The organism is Dawidia soli, from assembly GCF_018598185.1.
Classification (GTDB): domain Bacteria; phylum Bacteroidota; class Bacteroidia; order Cytophagales; family Cyclobacteriaceae; genus Ohtaekwangia; species Ohtaekwangia soli.
Genome location: NZ_JAHESC010000001.1, coordinates 37,506 through 61,781, shown reverse-complemented (window position 1 = coordinate 61,781; position 24,276 = coordinate 37,506). Strand labels below are relative to the sequence as shown.

Annotated in this window: 25 protein-coding genes; 6 read left to right on the top strand and 19 right to left on the bottom strand. The window is 54.0% G+C overall.

The features are described 5' to 3' along the window. Window positions 1-45: 45 nt before the first annotated feature. The 7 genes from KK078_RS00275 to KK078_RS00245 all read right to left on the bottom strand — a co-directional run bounded on the left by KK078_RS00275 (window position 46) and on the right by KK078_RS00245 (window position 7,722). Window positions 46-354 (bottom strand): DUF6660 family protein, encoded by a 309-nt coding sequence (locus KK078_RS00275; RefSeq protein WP_317195861.1) that lies wholly within the window; start codon window positions 352-354, stop codon window positions 46-48. A gap of 221 nt (window positions 355-575) precedes the next feature. Next, window positions 576-950 (bottom strand): phosphatase PAP2 family protein, encoded by a 375-nt coding sequence (locus KK078_RS00270; RefSeq protein WP_254088220.1) that lies wholly within the window; start codon window positions 948-950, stop codon window positions 576-578. Between the two features lie 523 nt (window positions 951-1,473). After that, window positions 1,474-2,745, bottom strand: coding sequence for a sensor histidine kinase (locus KK078_RS00265; protein WP_254088219.1), 1,272 nt, complete (start codon window positions 2,743-2,745; stop codon window positions 1,474-1,476). Beyond that, entirely contained in the window at window positions 2,742-3,416 is a 675-nt protein-coding gene (locus tag KK078_RS00260) for a response regulator transcription factor (RefSeq protein WP_254088218.1), read from the bottom strand. The genes KK078_RS00265 and KK078_RS00260 overlap by 4 nt, the downstream gene beginning before the upstream one ends. An 84-nt stretch (window positions 3,417-3,500) precedes the next feature. Then, window positions 3,501-3,692 (bottom strand): hypothetical protein, encoded by a 192-nt coding sequence (locus KK078_RS00255; protein ID WP_254088217.1) that lies wholly within the window; start codon window positions 3,690-3,692, stop codon window positions 3,501-3,503. Then, window positions 3,670-5,607: an LTA synthase family protein gene (locus KK078_RS00250; RefSeq protein ID WP_254088216.1), complete on the bottom strand. Its 1,938-nt coding sequence runs from the start codon at window positions 5,605-5,607 to the stop codon at window positions 3,670-3,672. The genes KK078_RS00255 and KK078_RS00250 overlap by 23 nt, the downstream gene beginning before the upstream one ends. Window positions 5,608-5,964: 357 nt before the next feature. Next, complete coding sequence (locus KK078_RS00245; RefSeq protein ID WP_254088215.1) at window positions 5,965-7,722, bottom strand: chloride channel protein; 1,758 nt, start codon at window positions 7,720-7,722, stop codon at window positions 5,965-5,967. Window positions 7,723-7,855: 133 nt separating this feature from the next. Between KK078_RS00245 and KK078_RS00240 the strand changes: the two genes are divergently transcribed. Both KK078_RS00240 and KK078_RS00235 read left to right on the top strand, forming a co-directional pair. Then, a complete protein-coding gene (locus tag KK078_RS00240) occupies window positions 7,856-8,215 on the top strand; it encodes a hypothetical protein (protein ID WP_254088214.1) in 360 nt (119 codons plus the stop codon). Further along, on the top strand, window positions 8,212-8,421 hold the full coding sequence (locus KK078_RS00235; protein ID WP_254088213.1) for a helix-turn-helix transcriptional regulator: 210 nt from the start codon (window positions 8,212-8,214) through the stop codon (window positions 8,419-8,421). Before KK078_RS00240 ends, KK078_RS00235 begins: the two co-directional genes overlap by 4 nt. Here the strand turns inward: KK078_RS00235 and KK078_RS00230 are convergent. After that, entirely contained in the window at window positions 8,390-9,739 is a 1,350-nt protein-coding gene (locus KK078_RS00230) for a cytochrome P450 (RefSeq protein WP_254088212.1), read from the bottom strand. The two genes, KK078_RS00235 and KK078_RS00230, sit on opposite strands and share 32 nt — an antisense overlap. 127 nt (window positions 9,740-9,866) lie before the next feature. Between KK078_RS00230 and KK078_RS00225 the strand changes: the two genes are divergently transcribed. After that, a complete protein-coding gene (locus KK078_RS00225; RefSeq protein ID WP_254088211.1) occupies window positions 9,867-10,352 on the top strand; it encodes a low affinity iron permease family protein in 486 nt (161 codons plus the stop codon). Between the two features lie 166 nt (window positions 10,353-10,518). Here KK078_RS00225 and KK078_RS00220 read toward each other — a convergent pair whose 3' ends face one another. The 7 genes from KK078_RS00220 to KK078_RS00190 all read right to left on the bottom strand — a co-directional run bounded on the left by KK078_RS00220 (window position 10,519) and on the right by KK078_RS00190 (window position 18,271). Then, window positions 10,519-11,388 (bottom strand): SDR family oxidoreductase, encoded by an 870-nt coding sequence (locus KK078_RS00220; protein ID WP_254088210.1) that lies wholly within the window; start codon window positions 11,386-11,388, stop codon window positions 10,519-10,521. A gap of 176 nt (window positions 11,389-11,564) precedes the next feature. Next, window positions 11,565-12,062: a YbhB/YbcL family Raf kinase inhibitor-like protein gene (locus KK078_RS00215; RefSeq protein ID WP_254088209.1), complete on the bottom strand. Its 498-nt coding sequence runs from the start codon at window positions 12,060-12,062 to the stop codon at window positions 11,565-11,567. Between the two features lie 84 nt (window positions 12,063-12,146). Further along, window positions 12,147-12,992, bottom strand: coding sequence for a helix-turn-helix transcriptional regulator (locus KK078_RS00210; RefSeq protein ID WP_254088208.1), 846 nt, complete (start codon window positions 12,990-12,992; stop codon window positions 12,147-12,149). Window positions 12,993-13,061: 69 nt separating this feature from the next. Beyond that, window positions 13,062-14,339 (bottom strand): sensor histidine kinase, encoded by a 1,278-nt coding sequence (locus tag KK078_RS00205; protein WP_254088207.1) that lies wholly within the window; start codon window positions 14,337-14,339, stop codon window positions 13,062-13,064. 181 nt (window positions 14,340-14,520) lie between these two features. Further along, window positions 14,521-14,733, bottom strand: coding sequence for a hypothetical protein (locus KK078_RS00200; RefSeq protein WP_254088206.1), 213 nt, complete (start codon window positions 14,731-14,733; stop codon window positions 14,521-14,523). Window positions 14,734-14,848: 115 nt separating this feature from the next. After that, a complete protein-coding gene (locus KK078_RS00195) occupies window positions 14,849-16,090 on the bottom strand; it encodes a PQQ-dependent sugar dehydrogenase (RefSeq protein ID WP_394370538.1) in 1,242 nt (413 codons plus the stop codon). A gap of 165 nt (window positions 16,091-16,255) precedes the next feature. Next, window positions 16,256-18,271 (bottom strand): M13 family metallopeptidase, encoded by a 2,016-nt coding sequence (locus KK078_RS00190; protein ID WP_254088205.1) that lies wholly within the window; start codon window positions 18,269-18,271, stop codon window positions 16,256-16,258. Window positions 18,272-18,741: 470 nt separating this feature from the next. Between KK078_RS00190 and KK078_RS00185 the strand changes: the two genes are divergently transcribed. Further along, window positions 18,742-18,960, top strand: coding sequence for a hypothetical protein (locus tag KK078_RS00185; RefSeq protein ID WP_254088204.1), 219 nt, complete (start codon window positions 18,742-18,744; stop codon window positions 18,958-18,960). A 23-nt stretch (window positions 18,961-18,983) separates the two neighbouring features. Beyond that, a complete protein-coding gene (locus KK078_RS00180) occupies window positions 18,984-19,475 on the top strand; it encodes a CinA family protein (protein ID WP_254088203.1) in 492 nt (163 codons plus the stop codon). Between the two features lie 162 nt (window positions 19,476-19,637). On the opposite strand, the gene KK078_RS00175 is transcribed toward KK078_RS00180, so the two are convergent. Next, complete coding sequence (locus KK078_RS00175) at window positions 19,638-19,919, bottom strand: hypothetical protein (protein WP_254088202.1); 282 nt, start codon at window positions 19,917-19,919, stop codon at window positions 19,638-19,640. Between the two features lie 450 nt (window positions 19,920-20,369). Here KK078_RS00175 and KK078_RS00170 point away from each other — a divergent pair, with 450 nt between their 5' ends. Next, window positions 20,370-20,570, top strand: a complete 201-nt coding sequence (locus tag KK078_RS00170) for a hypothetical protein (protein WP_254088201.1) — start codon at window positions 20,370-20,372, stop codon at window positions 20,568-20,570. 176 nt (window positions 20,571-20,746) lie between these two features. Here the strand turns inward: KK078_RS00170 and KK078_RS00165 are convergent, their stop codons facing one another. From KK078_RS00165 to KK078_RS00155, 3 genes are all read right to left on the bottom strand, one after another. Continuing rightward, window positions 20,747-21,862 (bottom strand): bile acid:sodium symporter family protein, encoded by a 1,116-nt coding sequence (locus KK078_RS00165; protein ID WP_394370537.1) that lies wholly within the window; start codon window positions 21,860-21,862, stop codon window positions 20,747-20,749. Between the two features lie 94 nt (window positions 21,863-21,956). Then, complete coding sequence (locus KK078_RS00160) at window positions 21,957-22,886, bottom strand: RraA family protein (protein ID WP_254088200.1); 930 nt, start codon at window positions 22,884-22,886, stop codon at window positions 21,957-21,959. A gap of 15 nt (window positions 22,887-22,901) precedes the next feature. Continuing rightward, window positions 22,902-24,182: an amidohydrolase/deacetylase family metallohydrolase gene (locus KK078_RS00155; protein WP_254088199.1), complete on the bottom strand. Its 1,281-nt coding sequence runs from the start codon at window positions 24,180-24,182 to the stop codon at window positions 22,902-22,904. Between the last annotated feature and the right edge of the window lie 94 nt (window positions 24,183-24,276).

Sequence of the window (24,276 nt, the reverse complement as noted above, 5' to 3'; positions counted from 1 at the left end):
AGAAGCCGGTTCATCGTGCCCCTGAGAAAATAGCATGGATGCGTGCTAGCTTATCCTGGGTGGTTGCCAGATCGACAGATCAACCGATTGGAAAAGATGTTTGAGTGGAGTGGCGGGTTCGCCGGTGTATGCGGGATTAAAGACAACGAAATGGAAATACGACGGTTGTGTGATCTGTACGCTGCAGCAGCTGCATACGCAGAAGGGTGAGCAGAAGTCGGCTTCGTCGGTGGAGTGATCGTGACCGGAAATTACCAGCGAGGTATCGGCTTTCGTTTCGTCTGCACAGGTGTCGCCGTCGGAACATGGCATGCATGCCAGGACCGTTAAAATAACTGCTAATATGAAACACACCGTTCTCACGTCGGCAAATATAGGTCAAATTCCGTGCAATCGTGTTGCACCTCCCGGTTTTTTCGGCCTTCGCCGTGACGAGATCCCGGCGTATGTAAGGTATTGGGCGAATAACACGATGTTTTCCCGGTCCGGCCCGTTGTTCCATCGTATGACGGCACGACTAAGGTCTGTGTGTGGTTTCGTTTGTGGCGCCGGTTGCCACGGTATAGGCTCCTATGCTATACCATTTGCCAGTCCATATTCTTTTGCCATGAACGTGGCTGCGACACGGCTGTGGCGGTGTGGCCGGAGGGGAACGAATTGCGTTCGTCTGTGTCCGGCCGGGGCACGGCGGTGATCTTCTTTAGCGGAAATGTGATGGCCGCTACCAGGAGCTCCGACTTGATGATGAGCGCGGTGCGGTTGGCCAGGTCGTTCCTGCTTTTTATACCGGCCAGGTTCAAGCCGTATACCGCTGCGATGGGCGCGTACTGAAGGTAGTTGTCGGCGTGATGCCGGAATGCGGGCGTTACTTCATCCCGCGCTTCCTTGAACTCTTCCCGATCGAATGTTTCGTTATCGGTAAAGGAAAAGAGGCTTAGGGCGGTGAGCATGACCGGTGCTTTTGTTGCGTTTATCCAACGTGCTTTGCGCGGGGGTGTGTAAAGGTCTGTTTGTAGGTGTATGGTGTCGCGTGGTTGGTGCTGTGGGGGGGACGCTTCTTGTGCGGAGGTTGTCAATAGTGAAAATTGGAGGAGAAGGAAGAATGTGGTTTTCATGATGAAAGCGTTGCTATAGATCTCAATCTGTTGTTGCAATGTTAACTATGGATATTGGAGAGATTCTGTTTATTGTAAACATTCGAGTAGTTACAGATTGTCTGCAGCTGATGGCTGTTGCCTGGGGGCTTGAAAACGATAGGCGGGGCGGCCGGGGGTCGGAGACCCCCTCCGTTGCGTGCATGAACAGTGTTGGGCACGAGTCGCCCTCCCTACGGTCGGAAGACTCGCGCCAGGTACTGATGTGTGCAGGGGCTACGCCCCTACTACCCCTTACCTTCTTGCTGGTGCAAAAAAGTCAGGGTATAGAAATTGTTGGTACAGGGCTTGATCCTATGACAGTGTCGCGCGGGTAATCTTAGAACTGGATGGAGAAGGTGTGGGTGGCGTTGCTAAAATTATAGCTCATTTTGTAGCCGCAGCTGTCGCAGATCTTTTTGACGATGGCGAGGCCCAGGCCGGTGCTGTTGGGGTGTGTGCTTTCTTTTCGGAAGCGTTCTTTCATTTTTTCAAAATCAATTGCCAGCAGCTTGCCTTTGTTTGATACTGAGAAGGTGCGTTCGTGGATGGTGATGACGATGTCTTCTTTTTCGGCGCTATACCGGATGGCGTTGTTCAGGAGGTTTGTGATGAGCACTTCCAGCAGGGTCTTGTTGGCTTGCAGGGGAAGTGGCTCGAGGGCGGTGCGTATGCCGATGTCGTGAAGGGCGGCGACCGGTTTCTGGATGTTGACCTGGTGCTGCACGAGCGCGGCCAGCTCGATGGGCTCTTTTTCCAAGAACTGCTCGTTGTCGATCTTACTCAGCAGCAACAGGTTCTTGTTCAGGCGCGACATGCGCTGCGCGGTGGCTTCGAGCTCCATCAGGGTTTCGGCTTCGGTCTGTGTCAGGTTGGGGCTTTGCATGAGCGCATCGAGCTTGCTTTGAAAGATGGCGATGGGTGTCTGCAGCTCGTGGGAAGCATTTTCGATGAACTCCTTCTGGTTGAGGTATACCATCCGGCTTTTCTCGGTGAGGTGACTGAGCGCTTTGTTCAGGTCGTTGAATTCGAATATGTCGGACTCTACCAGCGGTATGGTCTCGCTTTTATCGAGCTCGAACGCCCGGAGGCGTTCGAGGGTGTTGTAAAACGGTTTCCAAATACGTTTTGCCAGCCGGCGGTTGATCAACAGCAGGCCCGCCGTCAGTAAGATCGAGACGATGACCTGTACGGACCCTATGGCCAGGGCCAGGTCCTGGCTATCCACGAGCGATGTGCGTACTTTCAGGTCGTATCGTTTGCCTTTGACGGTAATGATCGTGTGGAGCTGCCGGAACGGTCTTGTCTCGCCTTCCAGGCTGTCGTAAAACGATACGGTGCTGTATTCTCTTGCCGCCGGGCCCTCTGCGCCCGGCTTGATGTGAACGTTATATGACAGTTGATCGATCACGCCCAGATCGGTTTCCAGATCGTCCAGGTATTCGAATTGCTGAATGTGGTGTGTGAACTGGTCGGCTTGCAGCGACAGTGATTCGTCTATCTCTTCGCTGAGTATGGCGCGCACCGATAAAAAAGATACGGGGATGCTGATGATGAGCAGGATCAGGGAATACAGCAGCAGGCTGCGGAGATTGACTTGCAGTAGTCTCATGCGGAAAATTTATAGCCCAGGCCGTATACGGTCTTTATATAGTCTTCGCTGCCGGCGTCGGTCAGTTTGCGTTTGAGGTTCTTCATGTGCGAGTAGATGAAGTCGAACTTGTCCAGCAGCTCGGCATTGTCGCCGGATAAGTGTTCGGCAATGGCATTCTTTGACACGACCCGGTTCTTATTGGCCGTGAGAAACACTAGCAGTCCATACTCCATGCGGGTGAGGTCCAGCTCCTGGCCGTTTACGGTAACGGATTTTCCGAAAAGGTCGATGGTGATCTCCTGGAATACGATCTTATTGCTCCCGTCGAAGCGCTTGCGGCGGATGACGGCCGACACGCGGGCGATGAGCTCGGGCATAAAGAACGGTTTGGCCAGGTAGTCGTCTGCACCGAGGTTAAGCCCTTTGACTTTGTCCTCCACCGAATTGCGGGCGGTGATGATGATGACGCCGTCTGTTTTGTTGAGGCTTTTGATCGTTTCCAGGATGGCCAGGCCGTTGTCGTCGGGCAGGTTGATGTCGAGCAGTATGCAGTCGTAGTCGAACATGGGGATCTTCTCGTTGGCCTCGGCGGCGGTATAGGCGGCCTCGCAGACATAGCCTTCTGTCCGCAGCGCCGTCACGATGCTTTTCGCAAGCTGCTTTTCGTCCTCTATGATCAGTATCTTCATATTGTATTTGCCTTTTTTTCCTTTCCGGCGCCCTTATTCCCGGCGGTGCAACGTTCAACCAAGATAACGGTTTTACTCATGCCATCAGAATTTATAGGTGTAGCCGGCGCGGATCACCTGTGTTTCGTAATAATCGGTGCTGCGGTCGTGAAAGCCATCGCCGGTGACGCGCCGTTTTATCCGCAGGGTGTTTGCCAGAAGCGCTGCACGGCGGTGAACAGGAGTAGCGGTACTATAAAGGCGACGAGCTTTTTCATGGCAGCGGGTTACGGGCATTTGCTTTCATGTGTCCATCGGTAAAGGAATCGCTGGCGGCCTGATACCAGGCGATGGCCTCCCGTACGTGTTTGTGATCGCCGGTAGTGGGTATACTTTCGTTGTCGGGTGTTAACCGGAAGGTTTCGACTTTGGCCTGCGGGGAAAGAATGACCAATCTGCCGTCGTGGATATAGCCCAGGTTCTGATAGGTGCTGATGAAGGCGCGTTCGCGGCCTGGTTCAAGCTGGTACATGTCATAGCCAAAGAAGTTGCTGGTATAGGAGAAATTCAGCAGGCCCAGCAGCGTGGGGCCTATGTCGATCTGGCTCATCAACCGGTCCATGGTGCCCGGCATAATATTACCCGGTGAATAGATCAGCATGGGAATATGATATTTGTCTACGGGCAGCTCGGTCTTGCCGGCGCTGGACGCGCAGTGATCGGCTACGATCACAAATACCGTATTATTGAACCAGGGTTTCCTCGAGGCTTCGCGAATGAACTTGCCGATGGCGTAGTCGGTATACTTCACGGCGCCGTTGCGGGATGTGTGCGAGGGGATGTCGATGCGGCCTTCCGGGTAGGTATACGGACGGTGGTTGGAGGTGGTCATGATGTGTGAGAACACTTTTTTGCCAGGCCCCTGGGCATCTATCTTCCGCAAGGCCAGCGTGAACAGGTTTTCGTCGGCCACGCCCCAGATGTTTTCGTAGTCGATCTCCTCACCTTTCAGCGCCGAGCGATCGATGACGTTATAGCCGTTGTTTCCGAAGAAATAGCCCATGTTGTCGAAGTAGCTATACCCGCCGTAGATAAACTGGCTGGTATAGCCTTTTTCGTTAAAGACATGTCCCAACGAAAACAGCGCTTCGTTGTTGGGGCGGCGTACGACGGATTGGCCGGGGGTGGGCGGCACACAGAGCGACAGTGCCTCGAGCCCCCGAACGGTACGCGTGCCGGTGGCATAGAGGTTTGTAAAGAGCAGGCTGTGACCGGCCAGCGAATCGAGAAAGGGCGTGACGCCGTCTTTATTTCCGAACTTGCCCATGAAGTCGGCGCTGAAGCTTTCGACGCTGACGAGCACGACGTTCCACTTTTTTTCGGGGCCCGCATTCCGGATCGCCCGGACGATGCTGTGGGGATCGCTTGAAAGGAATTGGGCTTCGGGGGTTTTCAGATCTTTACGGACGATACGGAATGCCTCGTCGGTATCCATGCACGCATAGAAGCGATCGTAGTCCAGCTCGTTGTGACGGTAGGCGGCAAACAGCTCGTACATGCCATTGCCGGCCAACTCATTCACAAAGGCGTTTTTGCTAAAGTGGTGGAGCTTTGTCGTTACGGTGAGCAGGGACATACTAAAGACGGCGGTGTACAGTGCGAAATACAGTGCTCTCTTTTTAAAGGGTACGTATTGTCCTTGTGAGCATTCGATCCAGGATTTAAACAGGAGGACGATGGCGGTCGTGGCTACGATGGTGCCGGCCATGATCCACCCCATGGGGTAAGACTGGTTAATGTTGCCGATGACTTCTGTCGTATAAACAAGGTAATCTACGGCTATGAAATTGAAGCGGGCATTGAACTCGTCCCAGAACAACCACTCGGCCACGCCATTAAACAGGAGGATATAGGTCAGGACAAAGAACCAGCCGTATAGCACGTACACGTGCCCGGGCCGGGCATATACACGCTGCGGCACCAGCCACAGGTATAACACCAGCGGCATGGCGAAATAGATGGCGTTGACGAAGTCGTATAGCAGCCCGATGAAGGCTATTTCCAAGTCGTTCATAAAACTGAAGTCGACCTGTGCCGACACTTTAACGGCCAGCAGCAGCCGGGTGAATACAGAAATGCCGATAAGCAGAAAAAAGAGCAGCAGGATCAGTCCACTGCGGTTGCTCTTCACGTGTGTCAGCTGAAGGTTCATACAGCAAATGAGCCGATCATTTTTGGAGAGAATCTGGAACCATTCTGTAGACTTTCTGTAGACTTTCTGTAGACTATAGATGCTTGTTTTGTTGCTCCCTATTCAGCCGCGCCACCGTGTGGCACTTTTCCTTTGCGTTTAAGCTCTTGCAGCTTCTTTCGTTTTGCCGGTTCCCAGTGCGATGCGGCGTAGCCGGTAAAATAGCGGTGGCGTTGCAGGAATTCGATGTTTATGTTGATCCAGTCGCGTTTCGACAGGGTCTCGCCTTGTTGCTCGTTCAGTTCCTTATACAGTCTGCGGGCCCAGTGGGTATAGTCGTCGCTGGCCAGGTGGTAGAGATCGGCGTCGTACGTCCGCCTATGATTCCAGGATCTCTTTCCGGTATCGTGTCAGCATGGACGATTTGGACAGGAAGCCCAGGTAGATGCCGTTCTCTACCACGGGCAGGTTCCACCGGTTGGTGCGGTCGAACTTGGCGAATACCTCGTGCAGGTTTTCGTTGAGCTCTACGATGGCGTCGGGTTTGTCCATGAGGTCTTTTACATAGGTCGTTTCATACTTCTCTGTTTCGAACATGATGCGCCGCACTTTGTCCATGTGGATCAGGCCGACGAGCCGCAGGCCCGTATCGACCACGGGGAAGATATTGCGCTGGGAAGCGGAGATGGTTTTGACCAGGTCGGTGAGCCGGGCGTCGGGCGAGATGACCGAGAAGTTCTTTTCGACGAGCTCGGCCAGGTTCAGGCGGCTGAGGAGCAATTTGTCGCGGGTCTCGAAGGTCGAGTTGAGGAGCCGGGCCAGCTTTTTACCTTCGAGCGACATGGGTTGGAACAGGTGCGTTACGGAGAGGCTGAGCGCCGATACGATCATGAGGGGTATGATGAGGTTATACCCGCCGGTGATCTCGGCGATGAGGAAGATGGCCGTCAGCGGTGCATAGAAGACGCCGCTCAGGATGCCGGCCATGGCCACGAGGGTCATGTTGCTGACGGGCAGCTGCGCCCAGCCGAGGTAGTTGACCAGCCGGGCGAAAAGAAAGCCCAGGTACGAGCCTACGACCAGTGACGGCGCAAAGCTGCCGCCGTTGCCGCCGCTGCCGATGGTGATGGCGGCGGCCATTATTTTGAAAAAGATCAGCCCCCCCACGAAGAGCAACAGGGTAAGCTCAGAGTGCACCAGGTGGTTGATGATGCTGCCGGCGGCGAGCTGTGATGCATCTTTGCTCTCCAGCATGCGCACCCCTTCGTAGCCCTCGCCGAAGAGCGGCGGGAATAACGTGATCAAACCAAAGAGCAACAGGCCTCCGATGATGACCTTCGCCCATTTGTTAGAGACCTTTTCGAACCGCGCTTCGATGGCATGAAACACTTTTGCGTAGCAGAGCGATGTCAGTCCACAGAGGATGCCGAGAATGGCATAGAACGGTACGTTGTGATAGTTGAAGGGTTGTTTGAGCGCGAAGGCCAGGGTGACGCCTTCGGCCAGGATGATTTTCGACACCAGCGCACCACAGGCGGCCGCGATGATGAGCGGTATAAAGGCGGCGGCGGTGGCATCGGCAATGAGCACTTCCACGGCGAACAGCACGCCGGCGATGGGTGAATTAAAGGCGGCGGCTATGCCTGCGGCGGCGCCACAGCCGAGCAGCACGGTGCGGTCGCGATAGGTCAACTGGTTTACGCGTCCGTAGTTGGAGCCGATGGCGGAGCCTGTCGATACCATGGGTGACTCCAGGCCGAGGGAGCCCCCGAAGCCAACGGTCAGGGCACTGGTCACTACATGAGCAAACGTGTCTTTCGCCGGAAGGAAGCTGGATTTCTTGACGATGCTGTATACTATCTCTGCACTGCCCTTTTTTAATTGTCCGTTGAGGAAATACCGGATGAAGAATACGGTCAGCGCGATGCCCAGCAGCGGGAATACGGCGAATACATAAAACTGGTCGGATGCCTGCGAGCTGGCTACCAGGTGGCCGATCTGGTGAACGCCGTATTTCAATACGATGGCGGCAAAGCCCGAGGTTAATCCTACCAGGCCCGCGGAAACAGCCAGGAAGTTACGATCGGAGAGCTTGCTTTTGAGAAAGAGTATGGGATGAGAGAGTAGTGTGATCATGGCGCGCTCAAGTTAATAACTTTGGCGAGCCAAACGCCAGAATTTGCGGGTAGTACGTTAAACCTACGCAAATAGACTCATTTACTTGTCTTTATGTAAAATAAACTTTACATTTAGATAAATAAACAAGACTATGTTTAAAATGCTGTTTCCGTACCACCCTGCTGTTAAAATACTCGGGGCGGCGCTGCTGCTGTTTGCCGGTGCCGGCGTTTTTTATAAGACCCTGGTCCTGCATGACTACGTTTCGTTTGCGCCGGCCTTCCAGATCGCGTCCCTGGGCCTGGTGTTTATATTTTTCTCGAAAGAGAAGTATGACGACGAACGGATCCATCAGATAAAATTTCGTGCGCTGACCTGGGGTGTGCTGACGGCGTATTTTGTTACCTTGGGTATTACGTATCTCTTTCGCACGCTTTCCGCGCATGAATTTCTTTGTTTCGCGTTGCTGTTGACCACCGGGATGTTCTATTTCCTCAAGCTGCGGGCATGAAGAACCTGATCAAAGTGGAACGTGCGCGGCACAATATCACGCAGGCCGAGCTGGCGGAGCGCGTGCAGGTGTCGCGTCAGACGATCAATTCGATCGAAACGCAGCGGTTCATTCCGTCGGCGGTGCTGGCGTTGAAGATCGCGAAGGTTTTGGAGGTTCCGGCGGATGCGTTGTTTACGCTGGAGGATGCCGATTGGAAAGCCTAGCGTCGACCTGCAGCTCTACACGGTCGGGGCGCAGAGTGACGAGCGGACGGACAACGGGCTGGGTGCTGCCCGGATGTATATCAAAGTGCTTCAGGAAGGCTTGCAGAAATATACTCATCTCGGCCATGGCGAAGTTATTGCCGATACACAGGCGTGGGCCGGCGCCAAACGGATAAAAGATCTTACGGGTATTCTTCTCGCCTTCGCCCAGGAAACGGGCGGGCTGGAAGGCCAATGGCTCACGCCAGTGTTTGGGGTCGCGGTGAAGACCGTAGTAGAACGACACGACTACGGTGCCTTTGCGGATGCGGTAATTGTTATACACGTCGTCTTCCAGCGCCACGCGGTCGCTGATCCAGGCGGGTGGATACAGGCGCATGCTCTCTTTGACGACGGCCGACAGGGCAGGATGCATCACGGCCTCGTTAAGGGTAAGCGTTGCCGTCGCCTCGCGCAGGGCGATCAGCTCTTCGCGGTTATTGGCGAGCAGGTATAGGGCCCACGCCAGCGCGTTGGCGGTCGTTTCGTGACCGGCGATGAGCAGGATGAGGATCTCATCGACCACCTGGCTCTCGGCCATGGGTTCGCCGGTGTCTTCATAACGCGCGTCCAGCAACATGTCGAGCAGGTCGTTGTGTTTGGTGTTCTGGCCGGTGCGCTGGCGGATCAGGAACCGGATGACCTCGCGGGCTCCTTCAGCCTTTCGGAGGTTGGCATTCATTTCGCCGGAAAGGCGGAACCACCAGCGGTTATAGGGTTGTCGTACGTCTTTGATGACGAACTCCTGTACTTCGCTGATGAAGCTGCCTAATTGTTTGCGTTTGTCGGCGGGTACGTCGACGTTGAACAGCGTGTCGATCACCATGTCGAACGCGAGGCGGTGCATCAGCGGGTATACGTTTACCGTGCCCGTGGGAAAGCCGGCCAGGAAACGGTTGACGGTATTCTGCATGATGGTATACAACGCCTGGATCTTGTCCATGTGAAAGCCGGGCTGGATCAACCTGCGCTGCCGCAGCCAATAGTCGCCGTTCACGGTCAGCAGCCCTTTGCCGAGGAAGCGCCCGAGGTAATCGGTTTGTATGGACGACTTCTGATAGTTGCGATGGTTATTCTTGAGTACATGCTCGATGAGGCCGGGGTCTTGTGTCGCCACCACGCGCATCATGCCGAGGTTTACGAAATAGGTGCCGTCGAAACGGCGCATGCTTTCCTGCATGGTCTGGATGGGCTTCCGGGCCGACTTGTAGGTTCGTACCAACGATCTCAAAAAGCCGTAGCCGGGAAGCGGTGCCGTGGTGCCTGTTGTTTGTCGCATGCGCGTTGTTGTCAATAGACGAAGATACGCAAACAGCGGGTTCGTTCGTGCCGGGCTGCGCGGATAATCGGAGGTGGCCCGACTTTTGGATACTGGTATAGTACAAAACCAGACAACGATTTTAGCCATGAAAACGGATCAACCTATTACTCCCACCCCACCGCATCCAGGTTTCTTTGAACGATTTTCCGGGGTGGCGACGCATGCCGCGGGGAGTACTCCCGCGTTTATCGTCGCGTTAACGCTGGTGCTGGCCTGGGCGGTGACCGGGCCTATATTCCACTACTCGGAAGAGTGGCAGCTGGTGATCAATACCGGTACGACGATCATTACGTTCCTGATGGTGTTCATCATTCAGAAGTCACAAAACAAAGAATCCCTGGCGGTTCAATTAAAGTTGAATGAACTTGTAGCTGCGCACAAACATGCCAGCAACCGCCTGGTGAATGTGGAGAATATGACCGAGGATGAATTAAAGGTCATTAAAAAGTATTATGCTTACCTGAGCGAATATTCGAAACAGGAAGAAAGCCTGCAGCAATCGCATTCGATCGACGAGGCAGAGGCCACGCACAATTTTAAGAAGAACGCCGACCGGCAGCTGGAGCACTGAATCTTTGCGAGGTCGGCGGTACAGCCGCGGGCAACGTACTGGTCATTTTGAGGCTCATGCAGGCCGGTTGTTGCCGTTCGTCAACACATTCCATGAGCGTGTGATATCGCTGTTTATAGGAAGAAAGGCCCCTGCTACGGGGCCTTTTATGCTGCGGCCCCAACGCCTATGTGTTGACTACCGTGCCGCCGTTTGGATGAAGCACCTGGCCGGTAATAAAGGCGCTTTCTTTCGACGCCAGGAAGACGTAACACGGGGCGATCTCGACGGGCTGCGCCGGGCGTTTCATCTTCGTGTCTTTGCCAAACCGGGCAACCTTCTCTTCATCAAACGAAGCAGGAATGAGCGGTGTCCACACGGGACCCGGTGCGACGGCGTTCACGCGAATGCCGCGATCGGCCACGGCCTGCGAGAGGCTTCGGGTAAAGGCGACGATGGCACCCTTTGTTGACGAGTAGTCGATCAGCGAGGGATTGCCGCGGTAGGCGGTGATCGACGCTGTATTGATGATCACACTGCCGGGCCCGAGGTGCGGCAAGGCGTATTTACACAGGTGGAAGTGTGCGAAGATATTTACCTTGAAGGTGTGCTCGAGCTGCTCGGCCGAAATGTCTTCCACGCTCTTCTGCTCGTATTGCACCGCGGCGTTGTTGACGACGATGTCAATTTTGCCAAAGCGGCTTATGGTTTGCTCGACGATCAGTTTACACTCGCCTTCCAGCGATACGTCTGCGGCGATGAGCAGGGCTTCCTTGCCATACTTGCGCATAGCCTCCGCGGTCTCTTCGGCGTCGAGCTTTTCGTCAAGGTAGGCCACGGCTACGTCGGCACCTTCTTTTGCGAATTGCACGGCCACGGCGCGGCCTATGCCGCTATCGCCGCCGGTGATGATCGCGACTTTGCCTTTGAGGCGGCCCAGGCCTGGATCGTCGTTGTCATATACCGGCTTGGGCACCATTTCTTCTTCTATACCCGGCTGCCGCTCCTGGTGCTGCGGCGGAATGTTTTTCGGCATTTTTACCTGCGTCGTTTCCATAATAGTAGGCGTTTGTATTGAATAGCACAGGCCTAAATTATTATTCCTTCCGTACCGCCGCCGGAAAGAGCCGCCGGCCAACGTACTATCGATGCGCATATCCCGGGAGATGCGTGCGGTGGGCAAAAACATTCCCGTTCAAGATGGGAGACGGTGGCCAGCGGATCTCTGTGACTTTATTGCCGGGCGTAGACCAGCAGAGAGGCTTTGGCCAGGGTGTTCATGTTCAGGATAAAGCTGGTGAGGGCTGCGCTGGCGGTTTCGTTCACCGGTATACATTCTTTGAGGGCGTGCACGGTGATGAGGTAGCGGTGGAGCTCGCCGGCGGGGGGACACGGGCCGAAGTAACCTTTTACGCCGACATCGGTCAGTCCGCCGACGGCGCCGGCGGGCAGGTTGTTCCCGGAGAGGCTGCCGGCATCGCCGGGTAACGATGTGACGGTCGGCGGAATATTATATACTACCCAATGCCACAGGCCACTGCCGGTTGCTGCGTCCATGTCGTGCATGGTGATGGCGAATGCTTTGGCATCGCGGGGTGCGTTCTCCCAGTGTAATTCGGGTGAGATGTTTTCGCCGGGGCAGCCGGGGCCCTGGCCGAAGTGTCTATTGGTAAACTGCCCGCCGACGTCGTGGCTTTTTAATGTGAAGGTGTGTGTTGTTTTTGTTTCCATTGTCCTTTACGTTTTACTTGTTACGCAAAGGTATCGGAGGGCGTACCAGCTACTTTGTCGCCAACCGATCAAAGACTGTCGGCATCAGCTCATCTTTTGTTGCTGGAATTGTTTGGGGCTGATGCCGTATACCTGTTTGAACGATTGCGAGAAACTGGAATGGTTTTCAAACCCGACCTTGTAAAATACCTCGCCGGGGTTTTCGTTTTGCAGCAACAACGACGTTGCCAGCTCCATTCTCCGCTGCAGGAAGTATTGGCGGGGCGCCATACCATAAATCTTCCGGAACCTTCGTTTGAAGGTAGAGACGCTTGTATGGCAGAGGAATGCCAGCTCTTCCAACGTGAGGTTGCCGGTGATGTTTTGCTCAACGGCTTTCCGGATCTCGAAATCCGAATATTCTCCCTGGCTTCTCGTTTGAAATGATATCATCTCGGTCGGGTATTTCTCCAGGAGATACAGCATCAGCTCTTCAAACTTCAATTCTACCTTTTTGTCTGAAAACGACGTTTTAGGCTGGATGAATTTGAGATAGGCTATATAGTTCCGGATGAAGGCATCTTTTTCAAATACGATGAATGGCTTGTCGTCTTTGCCGGGGCGAACGCCGATCTTCTCTATTATGGACGCATACTTTATAAAAAACTTCGCGAGCCCGGCGTTGTCGAAAAACAACATCGTGCTCCGATAATGATTGTTCACGGGAAGCTTTTCGGTCATTAAACAGTTGCCCGAAGAGAGTAAGGCAAATTGTGTGTCTTTGACTACCGTGGCATGGTCTGCATAGTGCACGACCTTTTCGCCTTGTTCCAACAACGTGATGAGGTTATGCTGAAGAAAGATCTTATTTCGTCCAACCTGTTTATCGGCAACATAGTTGTAGATAAATAAATCTTCCTGTTTTTCGGCTGTCTGACGTTGTTGTGTCATATGAAGACCCTGTGTTGCCCGGTCTCAAAGGTAACAAACTTGCTGGATTCTGCGCCGGCGTGTACGGTGTTATGCCCAGGCCCGGCTGTTGTACACGGGCGCGGGATTTACGGGCAGGAACACGGTAAAGGTGCTCCCCTGCCCTACGGTGGACTTGACTGTGATAAAGCCGCCGTGGAACCGTACGATCTTTCTGCAATACGCCAGGCCCCGGCCGTAGCCCTGCCGGGTGACTTCGTGGTCGGGCTGCGAGAAGAGGTGGCCGATCTTGTCGAGCTCCATCGGCTCTATGCCGCGGCCGTTGTCGTCGACTATAATTTCAACGTATTCGGCTGCAGGATTTGCCGGGAAGATGTCTTGCAGCTCATCGCCCCACAGCCGATAGGACGAGATCTGGATCAGCGCCGGAACGCCGGGTCGGGAAAACTTCAGCGCATTATGGATGAGGCGGTGAAAGAGGTGCTCGAGGTGAAAACGGATGCCGGCGGCGGCGGGAAGATCGATCACATCGATCGTTCCCTGCTTTTCGTGTATGAACTCCCGCAGCTGAACGGCTACATCGGCCATGAGCTCGCCCAACCTCAGCTCTTCGTAGAAATAGCCACGATCGGTTAACCGGGGATAGTCTGATACGTCTTTCATCATCACCCCAAACTGCTCGGCAAAAGCGTTGATCCTGGTGGCCAGCGTCTTTGTTTTTTCGGTGTCGCCATTGTTGGCGGTACCGGCTATAAGACTGCTAAAAAGCCGGAGCTTCCGCAGCGGCTCGGACAAGTTGTGGTCGGAGATGTAGTGGTACTGGCGATCCTCTTCCACCGTTCCGGCTACGCGCCGGTTAAGGATCCCGATGGCACGGTTCCTGTTTTGGATCTCGTCGACACTGTGCAGGTGAAAGGAGATGAGGTCGGCAAACAACATGAACAAGCCGAGGGTCTGCGAATTCCGGAGGCGTGCCGGTTTTGGATCGAGGGCGCAGAGCGTGCCGAAAAAGGTACCGTTCTTCAAAACGATGGGCACGGAAATATAGCTTTGAAAGCCGTACTTCCGGAAGGCCGGATGGTCGCTATACTTCCCATCGAAGGCCATATCGTCGATGACCACCGGTTTTCGGCTGACGCGGATCTCGTTACAGATAGTCGTTTCGACTCGGAGCTCGCCGCCTTCTTTCACGCCAAAGGCGATCTCATCGCGCACGCTACACGCTATCCACCGGTCGCCGGTGACGCGGGCTATGGCGGCGAAGCCTAAGCCGGTGGTGCGGCAAACGACTTCCAGCAACGTATGTACGATGGGAATTTGCCTGACTTTCTGAACGTCCTCTGAAAGACTATCGGTCTTTTGAATCATCGGGTAGCATGGGCGGAGGGCGCTCAAATATAAACCATTGTATATCAGGAGGAATGCCCAGGAGCAAATATCCGGGTTTTCCCGGAGTAAATGCCCGCCTGCAACCCGGTGTAGCCCCCGGAAATCACGGCGACGTCTGTATTACCAGGACAGCGCCTGTGTGCTGTCCTGGTACATACGCTTACTTAGCCTTAGAACCGAACTTCTTTGCCGGCGTCTTGCGACGTGACTCGTAAGCCACCTCATATTTCTGTTTTTTGTTGACGTACTCGCGGTCTTTCGGGCCCGGTTTCGAAGAAGCTTTTTTGGCAGTCTTCTTTGCTGCTTTTTTGGGTACAGCCGTGGCAGTCTTCTTTACTGCTTTCTTCGCTGTTTTTTTCGCTGTCTTTGCCATAGCGTTTTTTGTTTATAGGGCAAGCGCTAAATTTCTGTGCCTGCCGCCGGATAAAAAAAATCCAGCCAGATGTTTACCTGGCTGGAAGAAGATGATCTCGTAAGCGCGTCAGCGCTTAATCCTGTGTATCGGTCTTTCGATCGATGCGGTATAACCTGCCCTCATCGGTCACCGCGTACAGGGCGTTGTCGGTCCCCTGGGTGATGTCGCGGAAGCGTTGATTTTCGGAGGCGAGTAATCTTTCTTCGCCTACGACGCGATTGTCTTCCATCACCAGGCGTGCAATGTGTTTAGCGCTGAGCGAACTGATAAAGAGGTTGTTCTTCCACTCGGGCACACGATCGCCTTTATAGAAGGTAATGCCGCTGGGTGATATGACGGGATCCCAATAGTAAACGGGTTGTTCCATGCCCTCTTTCTGCTGGATACCATCGCCGATGGTTGCGCCGCTATATTCGATGCCATAGGTAATCGTCGGCCAGCCGTAGTTCACACCGGCGCGTATGCGGTTCACTTCGTCGCCGCCACGTGGCCCGTGCTCTAGTTCCCACAGGTCGCCCGTCTCGGGGTGCCGCGCGATGCCTTGCGGATTACGGTGACCGATGCTATAGAGCTCTGGCAGTGCGCCGTCGCCGCTGAACGTCGGGTTACCCGATGCAGGTTGACCGTCTGTCGTGATGCGAACGATCTTTCCCAACGACGATTCGACAGACTGTGCCAGTGGACGAGTGGGCAAAACGGAGCGCTCGCCGGTGCTGAGGAACAGATTGCCGCTGCCATCGAAGATCACGCGGCCGCCATAATGTAAATCACTGGGGTATGCCGGGGTTACGCGGTATATCACGGTAGCATTTTCAATCTTCGTTTCATCGTCTGCAAGTCTGCCCTTTGCGACGGATGTAACGGTTCCGCCGCTCACGTTTTCGGAGAAGGCCCAATATACCATCCGGTTAGAAGCAAATTGAGGATCGAGACAAAGTCCTAACAACCCGCCCTGGCCGGCGGAATTAACATCGGGTATGCCGGTGATGGCACTGCTCACGGTACCGGTAGCGGTAACGATCCGCATGGTCCCACCTTTCTCGGTGATCAGCAGGCGTCCGTCGGGAAGGCTGGTGACTCCCCAGGGCGCATCCAGATCGGAAGTAATGATCCGTGATTCATATTCGGTGGTCGTGAGCACTCCGTCTATCCGTGTCTGTCCTTCGAACGCAGGTTCATAGTCGGTGTTCGGGGGATTGGTCTCTACCGGTGGAGCGGGTTGGTTACCGTTGTCGTCGTCGGCATCGTCATCCGAGCAGCTAAACGCCATAGCCGCCATGGCGGCCAGTATGATAAGATAATTTTTGAGTTTCATGCGTGATCAATTACGTTATGATTTCTTACCGATAAAAAACCATACCGTCCTTAGGGGTATTTCCGGGGACGAACGAACAATCCGGCACACGAAAATCATATGCGCGGGAAAATAAAAAAGCCCTTCCTACCGAGGCAGAAAGGGCCAAAGGGTTTTAAAATTTGATTACCAGACGGTTATCCGCTCGCTTTCGGGTTTATACATTTTATCGCCCGGCTGCACGTTAAATGCATTGTAGAAAGGGGTGAAATTCATCAGCGGCCCGTTCACGCGCCACCGTGCCGGCGAGTGTGCATTCGTGTTCACATACATGCGTAAAAATGCATCCGTTGTTTTCACGCGCCAGATCCTTGCGACCGAGATAAAGAAGCGTTGGTCGGGTGTGAAGCCGTCTATTTTTGTGGTGTCTTTACCTTGTTCAGTCAGCTTGAAAGCGTCGTATGCAATGGCTACGCCGGCAATGTCTGCGGTGTTCTCTCCCAGTGTCAACGCGCCTTTTACGTGTACCGTGTCGAGTACGGTAAACTTGTTATACTGATCTACTACTTGCTGCGTTTTTGCTTTGAACTTTTCATAGTCGGATTTTGCCCACCAGTTCTTTACATTGCCTTCTTTGTCATACTGTGCTCCCTGGTCATCGAACGAGTGTGTTATTTCGTGGCCGATCACCATGCCGATGCCGCCGTAGTTCAGCGCGTCGTCTGCCATCAGGTCGAAGTATGGCGATTGCAAGATGCCGGCGGGGAAGACGATCTCATTGAGAGGCGGATTATTATATGCCGTGACCGTTGGCGGTGTGGTATACCATTCGTTCCGGTCGACGGGCCGGCCTACTTTCGCCACCGCGTAGCGGTATTCATTCTTATTGGCCGACAAGCGGTTTTCAAAATATGCATCCCGTTTTACTTCTACGGTCGAGTAATCCTTCCATTTGTCGGGATAGCCGATCTTTTCGGTGAAGGCATATAGTTTCTCCTTTGCTTTTGCCTTGGTGGAATCGCTCATCCAATCCAGTTTGTCGATGCGCGTTTCAAAAGCTGTTTTCAGGTTGCCGATCAATACGGCCATACGTTTCCTGGCAGACTCGGGAAAATACTTTTTCACATAGAGCTGCGCGAGCGCTTCGCCCAACGATCGGTCTACCGCCTGCGTCATTTCTTCGGCGCGTGTTTTTTTAACAGCCTGGCCCGTCAACACTTTTGTATAGGCAAACGCGGCATCGGCAAATGGCCGGCTCAGCATGTTTGCATAGCTGGTCAGTGTGTTGGCTTTCATATAGACTTTCCAGTCGCCGATCGCGACCGACTTCAACAGGACGTTCAGCTTGTCATAGTAGCCGGGCTGCGCCATGTTCACCGAGTCTACTTTCACGCCGAGGTCGTTCAACAGCGTTGGCCAATTCAGGTTGGGATGTTTCTTTGCGAGCGCGGCTACGGCCAGCTTGTTGTAGTTGGCCTTTACATCTCTAAGCTCGATGTTCGTGCGGTGTGCTGCGGCCAACTGCTTTTCGACTTCATAGGCTACCGACGCGTTTTTTTCCGCGGCAGCGGCGTCGCTTCCCGTCAATTGAAACAACCGGGTGAGGTATGTCTTATAGGCGTTTTGAATGGCGAGTGTTGCCGAGTCTTTCTGGAAATAATAATCTCTTTCCGGCAAGCTTATGCCGGTTTGATAGAGCTGGACGATGTTGATCGTACTCCTTTTATCGTCGGGCCCTACATTAAAACCGATGAGGGAGCCGGTGCCTACTTTTTGCTCTTCGGCTACCAGCTTCAACAGCGTGGGTACATCGGTCACGGCGTCGATACGCGCCAGCAGCGGTTTGATCGGATCATATCCGCGTTTGTCGATCGTGACGGTATCCATGCCCGATGCATAGAAGTCGCCCACTTTCTGTTCGATGCTTCCGGCGGGATTGTTGCTGTTGGCGACGCTGTCCAGGATGCCCTTGAGGCGTATGCGTTGGGGGAAATTCAGAAAGGAATATGAGCCCACGCCGGTCTGGCCGGCCGGGATCTGTGCTGTGTCGTACCAAATGCCATTGACGTAGGTAAAAAAGTCATCACCGGCTTTCTTTGTAGAGTCTATACCCGTGATGACGATGTGTTTTGTTTCGGGGGCCTTTTGTTTACAGGCGCCCGCGAGTACCAGTGCGACTGAAAGGTATGCGAGTTTTCTCATGGTGTTTGTTTAGGGTTAGCGACATTAAAATAGGCTATGTTTTGATGTTAGCCATGTTTTTGACCTTAAAACGGGCTCTTTTTGTCCTTATAGGCTTCAACATTGGGTTTGCCATGAGGTTTTGGCGTGGTCGGGCATACATTTTAGTCGTCATGAGGGGTATGGATCTATTTCCGGACACACTCCCGACGCCGCTCGGATTTCGCTATGTGGCCGATTTTCTGACGGAAGTCGATCATTTCCCTGCCCGTGGCGCGCCGATCGCTGTATATCATGAGAGACCGGCACGGTCGGAATGGCAGTACAGTATAGCATAGCACCGGTGAAAAACACGCGGTATTCGATCACGCTTCGCACGCTTGCATAAGGTGCGGGTATATCCTCGAGGGCTTGACGCAACGGTGACGCCCCTGACGACCGACCTGGCCCGATTTTTTTACCCTTGCAATCGTATTCTAATTCTTCTGAATATGTCTACTATATCGTACACGATCTTTGTCGATTCGAATAACCATCGTTATGCTATCAATAGCGATGATTGCACAACATTCGCTACCGATCCGGTTGATACCCAATACCACATGTTTCCGGTCGATTCAAAGGATCAGATCAAGAAAGAAGAGACTGTCGCTATGTTCAAGTCTGATATCGAGCCCGCAGGCTGTATTGTAACGGAGCCCGTTTCTTAATGTCACGTGAACATTTAAACGACATGATCGAAAAAGAAATTCTCGACTCGCTCGCCGAGCAGCTGACGACCAAATCGCAGACCGTCGCCGTGGCAGAAAGCGTCACCGCCGGTCTGATCACAACGACGCTTTCCCGCGCCGACAATGCCACGCAGTTTCTGCAGGGTGGCCTGACGGCGTATAACCTCGGGCAGAAGTGCCGTCATTTGCAAGTCGACCCCATTCAGGCCGATGCTACAAATTGTGTTTCAGAAACGGTCAGTGAAGAAATGGCCGCCGGCGTGGCCCGGTCGTTTTTGTCGAACTGGGGAATTGGAGTAACGGGCTATGCCGTGCCGGTACCGGCGCTAAATATTCATTCTTGTTTTGCGTTCTTTGCTTTTGTCTTTGAAGGACAAACTATAAAGAGCGGACGGGTACAATCAGACCTGAAGACCCAGGCACAGGTACAGGAACACTTTGCAGCGCTTATTCTCCAGGCATTCCTGGAAACGGTCCGCGTCCATAGCCTGTAATCGCTGCAAGCAGGCATCTGTCGTTTTTGTACCGACCGTTGTCTTACGACGGTATCATTGTAAATTATCGTTCATACGCTTTCAGAAAATAAAAAGAGGCAGCTCCCGACGGTTGGGAGCGCCTCTCTTTAACCATCGAGAAATGGTTGTACCCTGACGTGCTTACGCCAGTTCTGTCTTATCGTGGCCACCCACCTTTACGATCTTATTGTAAATACCGAAGAGCAGAAAAGGTGCGGCCCATTGGCCTATAAAGAGAGCAAGGTGGTTCTTTCCGGCGATTTTCAGGCCCAGCGATACGGCCATGGCCCCCACCGAGGTCCAGAGATAAGCATCGGACGGAACACTCGCCGTGTATTCTTCAATATTCCGGGCAATAGGCCCCTCCTTCTTCTTGGTCAAGCCGTCGGCTCGCCGCGTGCTGGTTGCGAGTTCTGTTTCCATGATTTTGTGATTAAGGTTTAACAAATTACAACTGTCGTGACCTGCGCTATAAATTCATACCATAGAAGATGGTCAACAGCTACGACCGGAGCGCGGGAGGTCCGCATGCGCTGCCCTTAGTTTTAGGAAATGCTTTCTACACACATCGCCTGTACAGAAGGTCTTGCCGATAACAATAAAATCCTGTGTTGGGTTTTTCCGATGACGACTGCCATCATGATATATATTTTCCTGCAGCGCGTGATCGTACCGCGCTTCCCCAACCAGGGATAAATTTTTCTTCCATTCGACACCGCTTCCCCAAAGCTCTTTATAAACTGTACGTTTGCCTTGTACGTTGCCCATGGCACTGCAATTGAGCATACATGCCATCACGGTTTGTGTTTATAAAACGTGATAATCCCCGTACGGGAAAACAGGTAATAACAAGTAACACTAAAAAACACGGTTATGAGCAGTACATCCAGGGAAGAAGGTGCCGGCGAAGCATTCACCAAGCACCAAAAAGCGATAGACGAAGCTATCAACGAACGCACCAAGGAGGATCGCGGCCCGTCCGCCGACCCGAATAATCCGCGGAACCGTGACCGGCAGTCGGACACAGCGCACAAGAAGACCGGCGGTGGTAAGCAGAAGAACCCCGGCATGTGACCAACATTTCCATAACGCCGTAAAAGACTTACAATTCAACACGGGCCTGATCATGACAGGCCGCCGTGACTGCCAGGATGGACTGGCAAAAAAAAAGGCACCGTTGCCGGTGCCCTTTTCCTTAACCTCAATCAAAATCCCGTGTCGGATGCAGACCGCGGCACGGGTGTATCGTGCTATGCCGTAGCCACGGCGTTCTTGTCTTCAATGGGTTTACGGTGCCACCACGAGGCGAGTATGGAGCCGGTAATGTTCATGAGCGGGCCGAAGATGGCGGGTGCCAGGCCTACCGTAGCGGCTTTGCCCATCTCTTTGGCAATACCCGAGGCGAGGCCTCCGTTTTGCATGCCTACTTCGATGGCGATGGTGCGGCAGTCCTGCTCCTTCATCTTGAAAAGGCGCGCCGACCAATACCCCAGCAGGTAGCCGGCGGTGTTGTGAATGAGCGACGACACGATCAGCAAAAGGCCGATGTCCAGAAGGTTGTCGCGGCCGTTGGCCGTAATGATCAGGATGATGAACGCAATACCGGCCATCGACACGACAGGCATGGCTTTGTCGAGCCAGTGTGCTTTGCCGCGGAAGAAATGGTTGAAGATCAACCCGGCCACTACGGGCAAGATGACGATCTTGGTGATGTCCCACATCATCTTCGTTACTTCTACTTCCACGAACTGGCCTGCCAGCAGCTTCATGAGCAGGGGCATCAGGATGGGTGCGAGAAAGGTGGAGACGGTCGTGAGCGTGATCGACAGCGCCAGGTTGGCTTTGGCCAGGTACGAGATGACATTGGACGCCATGCCGCAGGGCGAGCACCCGATCAGGATGACGCCGGCCGCAATCTCGGGGGGAAAGTCAAATACGTTGGCGAGTGTAAAGCCCAGCAGTGGCATGATGGTGAAATGATTCAGCGTACCTACGATCACGCCCTTGGGCATTCTGACGACGCCGATAAAATCGTTCAGGCTCATTTCCGTGCCCATGCCGAACATGATGATCTGCAGCAGCGGTGTAAAGAGATTGTCGAGGCGATACCCGTTTACCGAAACGAAGTATTGTGGGTAATACATGGACGTGGTCACGGCAGCCAGGATCATGATGGTATAAGAGAATCCTTTGAACGCCGGATAGCCGCGTACGCCAATGGCCAGCGCCAGAAAGAAAACGATGAACATTATACCGGAGAGCCGGAGCTCGTCCTCGCCAAAACGTACGTCGCCGGTCAGCACCAGCGCGACAGCCGCCACCAGGAAGGCGACAGCGGTAACTAGTAGAAGCTTATATTTTGTCATGGTTGTTTAGGTCGGAAAATAAAGACTTCCACGGTCCGTAGCCCACAGCCCACAGCCAAACCTCCGTGAACCATGAACTACAGACCCTGGATGTCTACCACGTTCGGTTTTTCATATACTCGTCGAGCTCGGCACGCTTCATGGGAATCTCGTTCGGGTGCTTGTCCAGCCACTGCAGGAAGGCGTCCTTCACTTTGTCGGTCCATTGGTTGTCGATCTCTCCGGGGGTGAACTTCTGCTCGCGCAGCATATCGAACGCGAACTTGTCGCGCAGCTGCAGGAACTCGGCGGTTACGACCACCTTCTGGGCCAGGTGTGCCGGTATAAAGATCACACCTTCGTCGCGCGCCAGTACCAGGTCACCGGGCAGTACCATTACCTTACCGATGCGGATGGGTGTGTTGAGGCCCATCAGCACCGAGTTCTCGAGGAAGGTCGGGTCCCACTCGCGCACCCAGGCGTTAAAGCCTTTAATCCGGGCGAGCCCCTCCGGGTCGCGGGCGGAGCTGTTAAACACCACGCCGTTGCCCGACTTGGCATAGATGGAGTTGCCGAGGTTGTCGCCGATCAGCGTACCGGCTTCGATCTTGCCAAATCCGTCGGCCACATAGATGTCGCCCTTTGAAAGCTTGTCGATGGGCCACGAGTTGGTGTTGCCGATGCGGCCGTCTTTTTTGCCACGATCCTTTATATTTTTCTCTACATCCGGGCGGCTGGGCATGAACATGGCCGTGTATGCGCGGCCGGCCATGGGCTGGCCACTGTTCAATACTTTAAAGTTGCCTTCAAACTGTGACACGTAGCCTTCGTTGCGCAGCACGAGCCAGGCTTCTTCGATCGACACGTTTTTGGCGCGGGCCACGAGCTCATCGGGAATGCGGGGGCGGCCATCAGGAAACCGCTCCCCTTTCCATTCCGATGTAAGAAAGATGAGCTCCTCTTTCGGTATTGTTTGTGCCTGCACAGGGGCCGTCAAGGCTCCTGCTACGAACAGCAGGCCCAGTATCACGTTCTTTTTTTTCATGGTGAGCATTAGCATTTATTTCTTGTTGGCGAAGGCGGCCGCGTTGGGGTCGGTCGTCCACGATGGTTTGGAGATACCGTTCAGGTCCCATACCACCTCGCCTGCGCGCAGTGTCAACTCGCACTCCAGCTTCTTCGTTCCTTCCAGTTTATACCCTTTGGAGTCTACATATCCATATTTACCCGTCAGCATGCTGAATACGGCTACGTCAGCCACTGCGCCGGCGGTAAGATGCCCGAGGTCGTCGCGGCGGATGACCGATGCCGGTGACCATGTCGAAGCTTTGAACACCGCTTGCAGCGGCATGCCCAAGGCTACAAACTTCGACATGACGTTGAGCTGATCTTTCATGCCCGCGTTCATGCTGGCGGTGTGGATGTCGGTGCTGATGGTGGTGGGGTAAAATCCTTGCCGGATGGCCGGTATAGCTTGTGAGAACATAAAGCTACCGCCGCCGTGGCCCACATCGAAGACGATACCACGCTTGATCGCTTCCTGTACATAGGGAAACGGGTTGCCCTGGTCATCCATCACCGGACCGCGGCCGGTGAGGCGCGCATAGGTATGGGTAAAAATGTCGCCCGGGCGCAGGTGCGTCAACAGCAGGTCGCGCAACGGCAGCGGCGGCACGTGGCCACCGAAGTCGATCATGACGGGTACGTTGGCAATCTTACCGGCCGCTACGGCACGGTCTACCGGATCCCATTCTATACCGGAGAAGTGCGCTACTTTGATACCGACGATCTCTTCGTTCTGGCGCACGACCATGGCGGTCATACGGCTGTCCATGTCGGCGAGGTTCTGCTCGTATGGCCCTCCGCGCATGCCTTCGCCTACGATATTGAGGAACGACAGCACGCGGGTCTTCGAGTGCTCGATGACGTTGCGTTTGAAGGTACTGAAAGTCTTCCAACCGGCTCCGCCGGCGTCCACTACCGTGGTGACCCCCACGCGGAAGGTAAAGCCATCGGGCGGCAGGGCTTCAAAGCCGTCGCTGAGGTAGTGGTCGGGTTGTGTGCCAAAGAAGTTGTGCGAGTGTATGTCGATCAGGCCGGGGGTTACATACATGCCTTTGACATCTACCACGAGTGCCGCTTTTTTAGCATCTATATTTTTAGCGACGAGCGCAATCTTGTCGTCTTTGATGGCGACGTCCATGACATCATCGATGTTGTTTTTGGCGTCGACTACGTGGCCGCCTTTCAGCAGCAGGGTATACTCCTGGGCAAAGGCCGCGCCTGTACACAGCAGGAGCAGGCAGAGGAAATACAGTTTACGAGTTACAGTTACGTACATAGGATAAGGTCCGTTTCGGGTGTTGGTGTGTGGTGGTCTTTCTTTACTGGCAGACAGTACAATAATGCCCGACGGGGTGCGATACCTGTCGGTT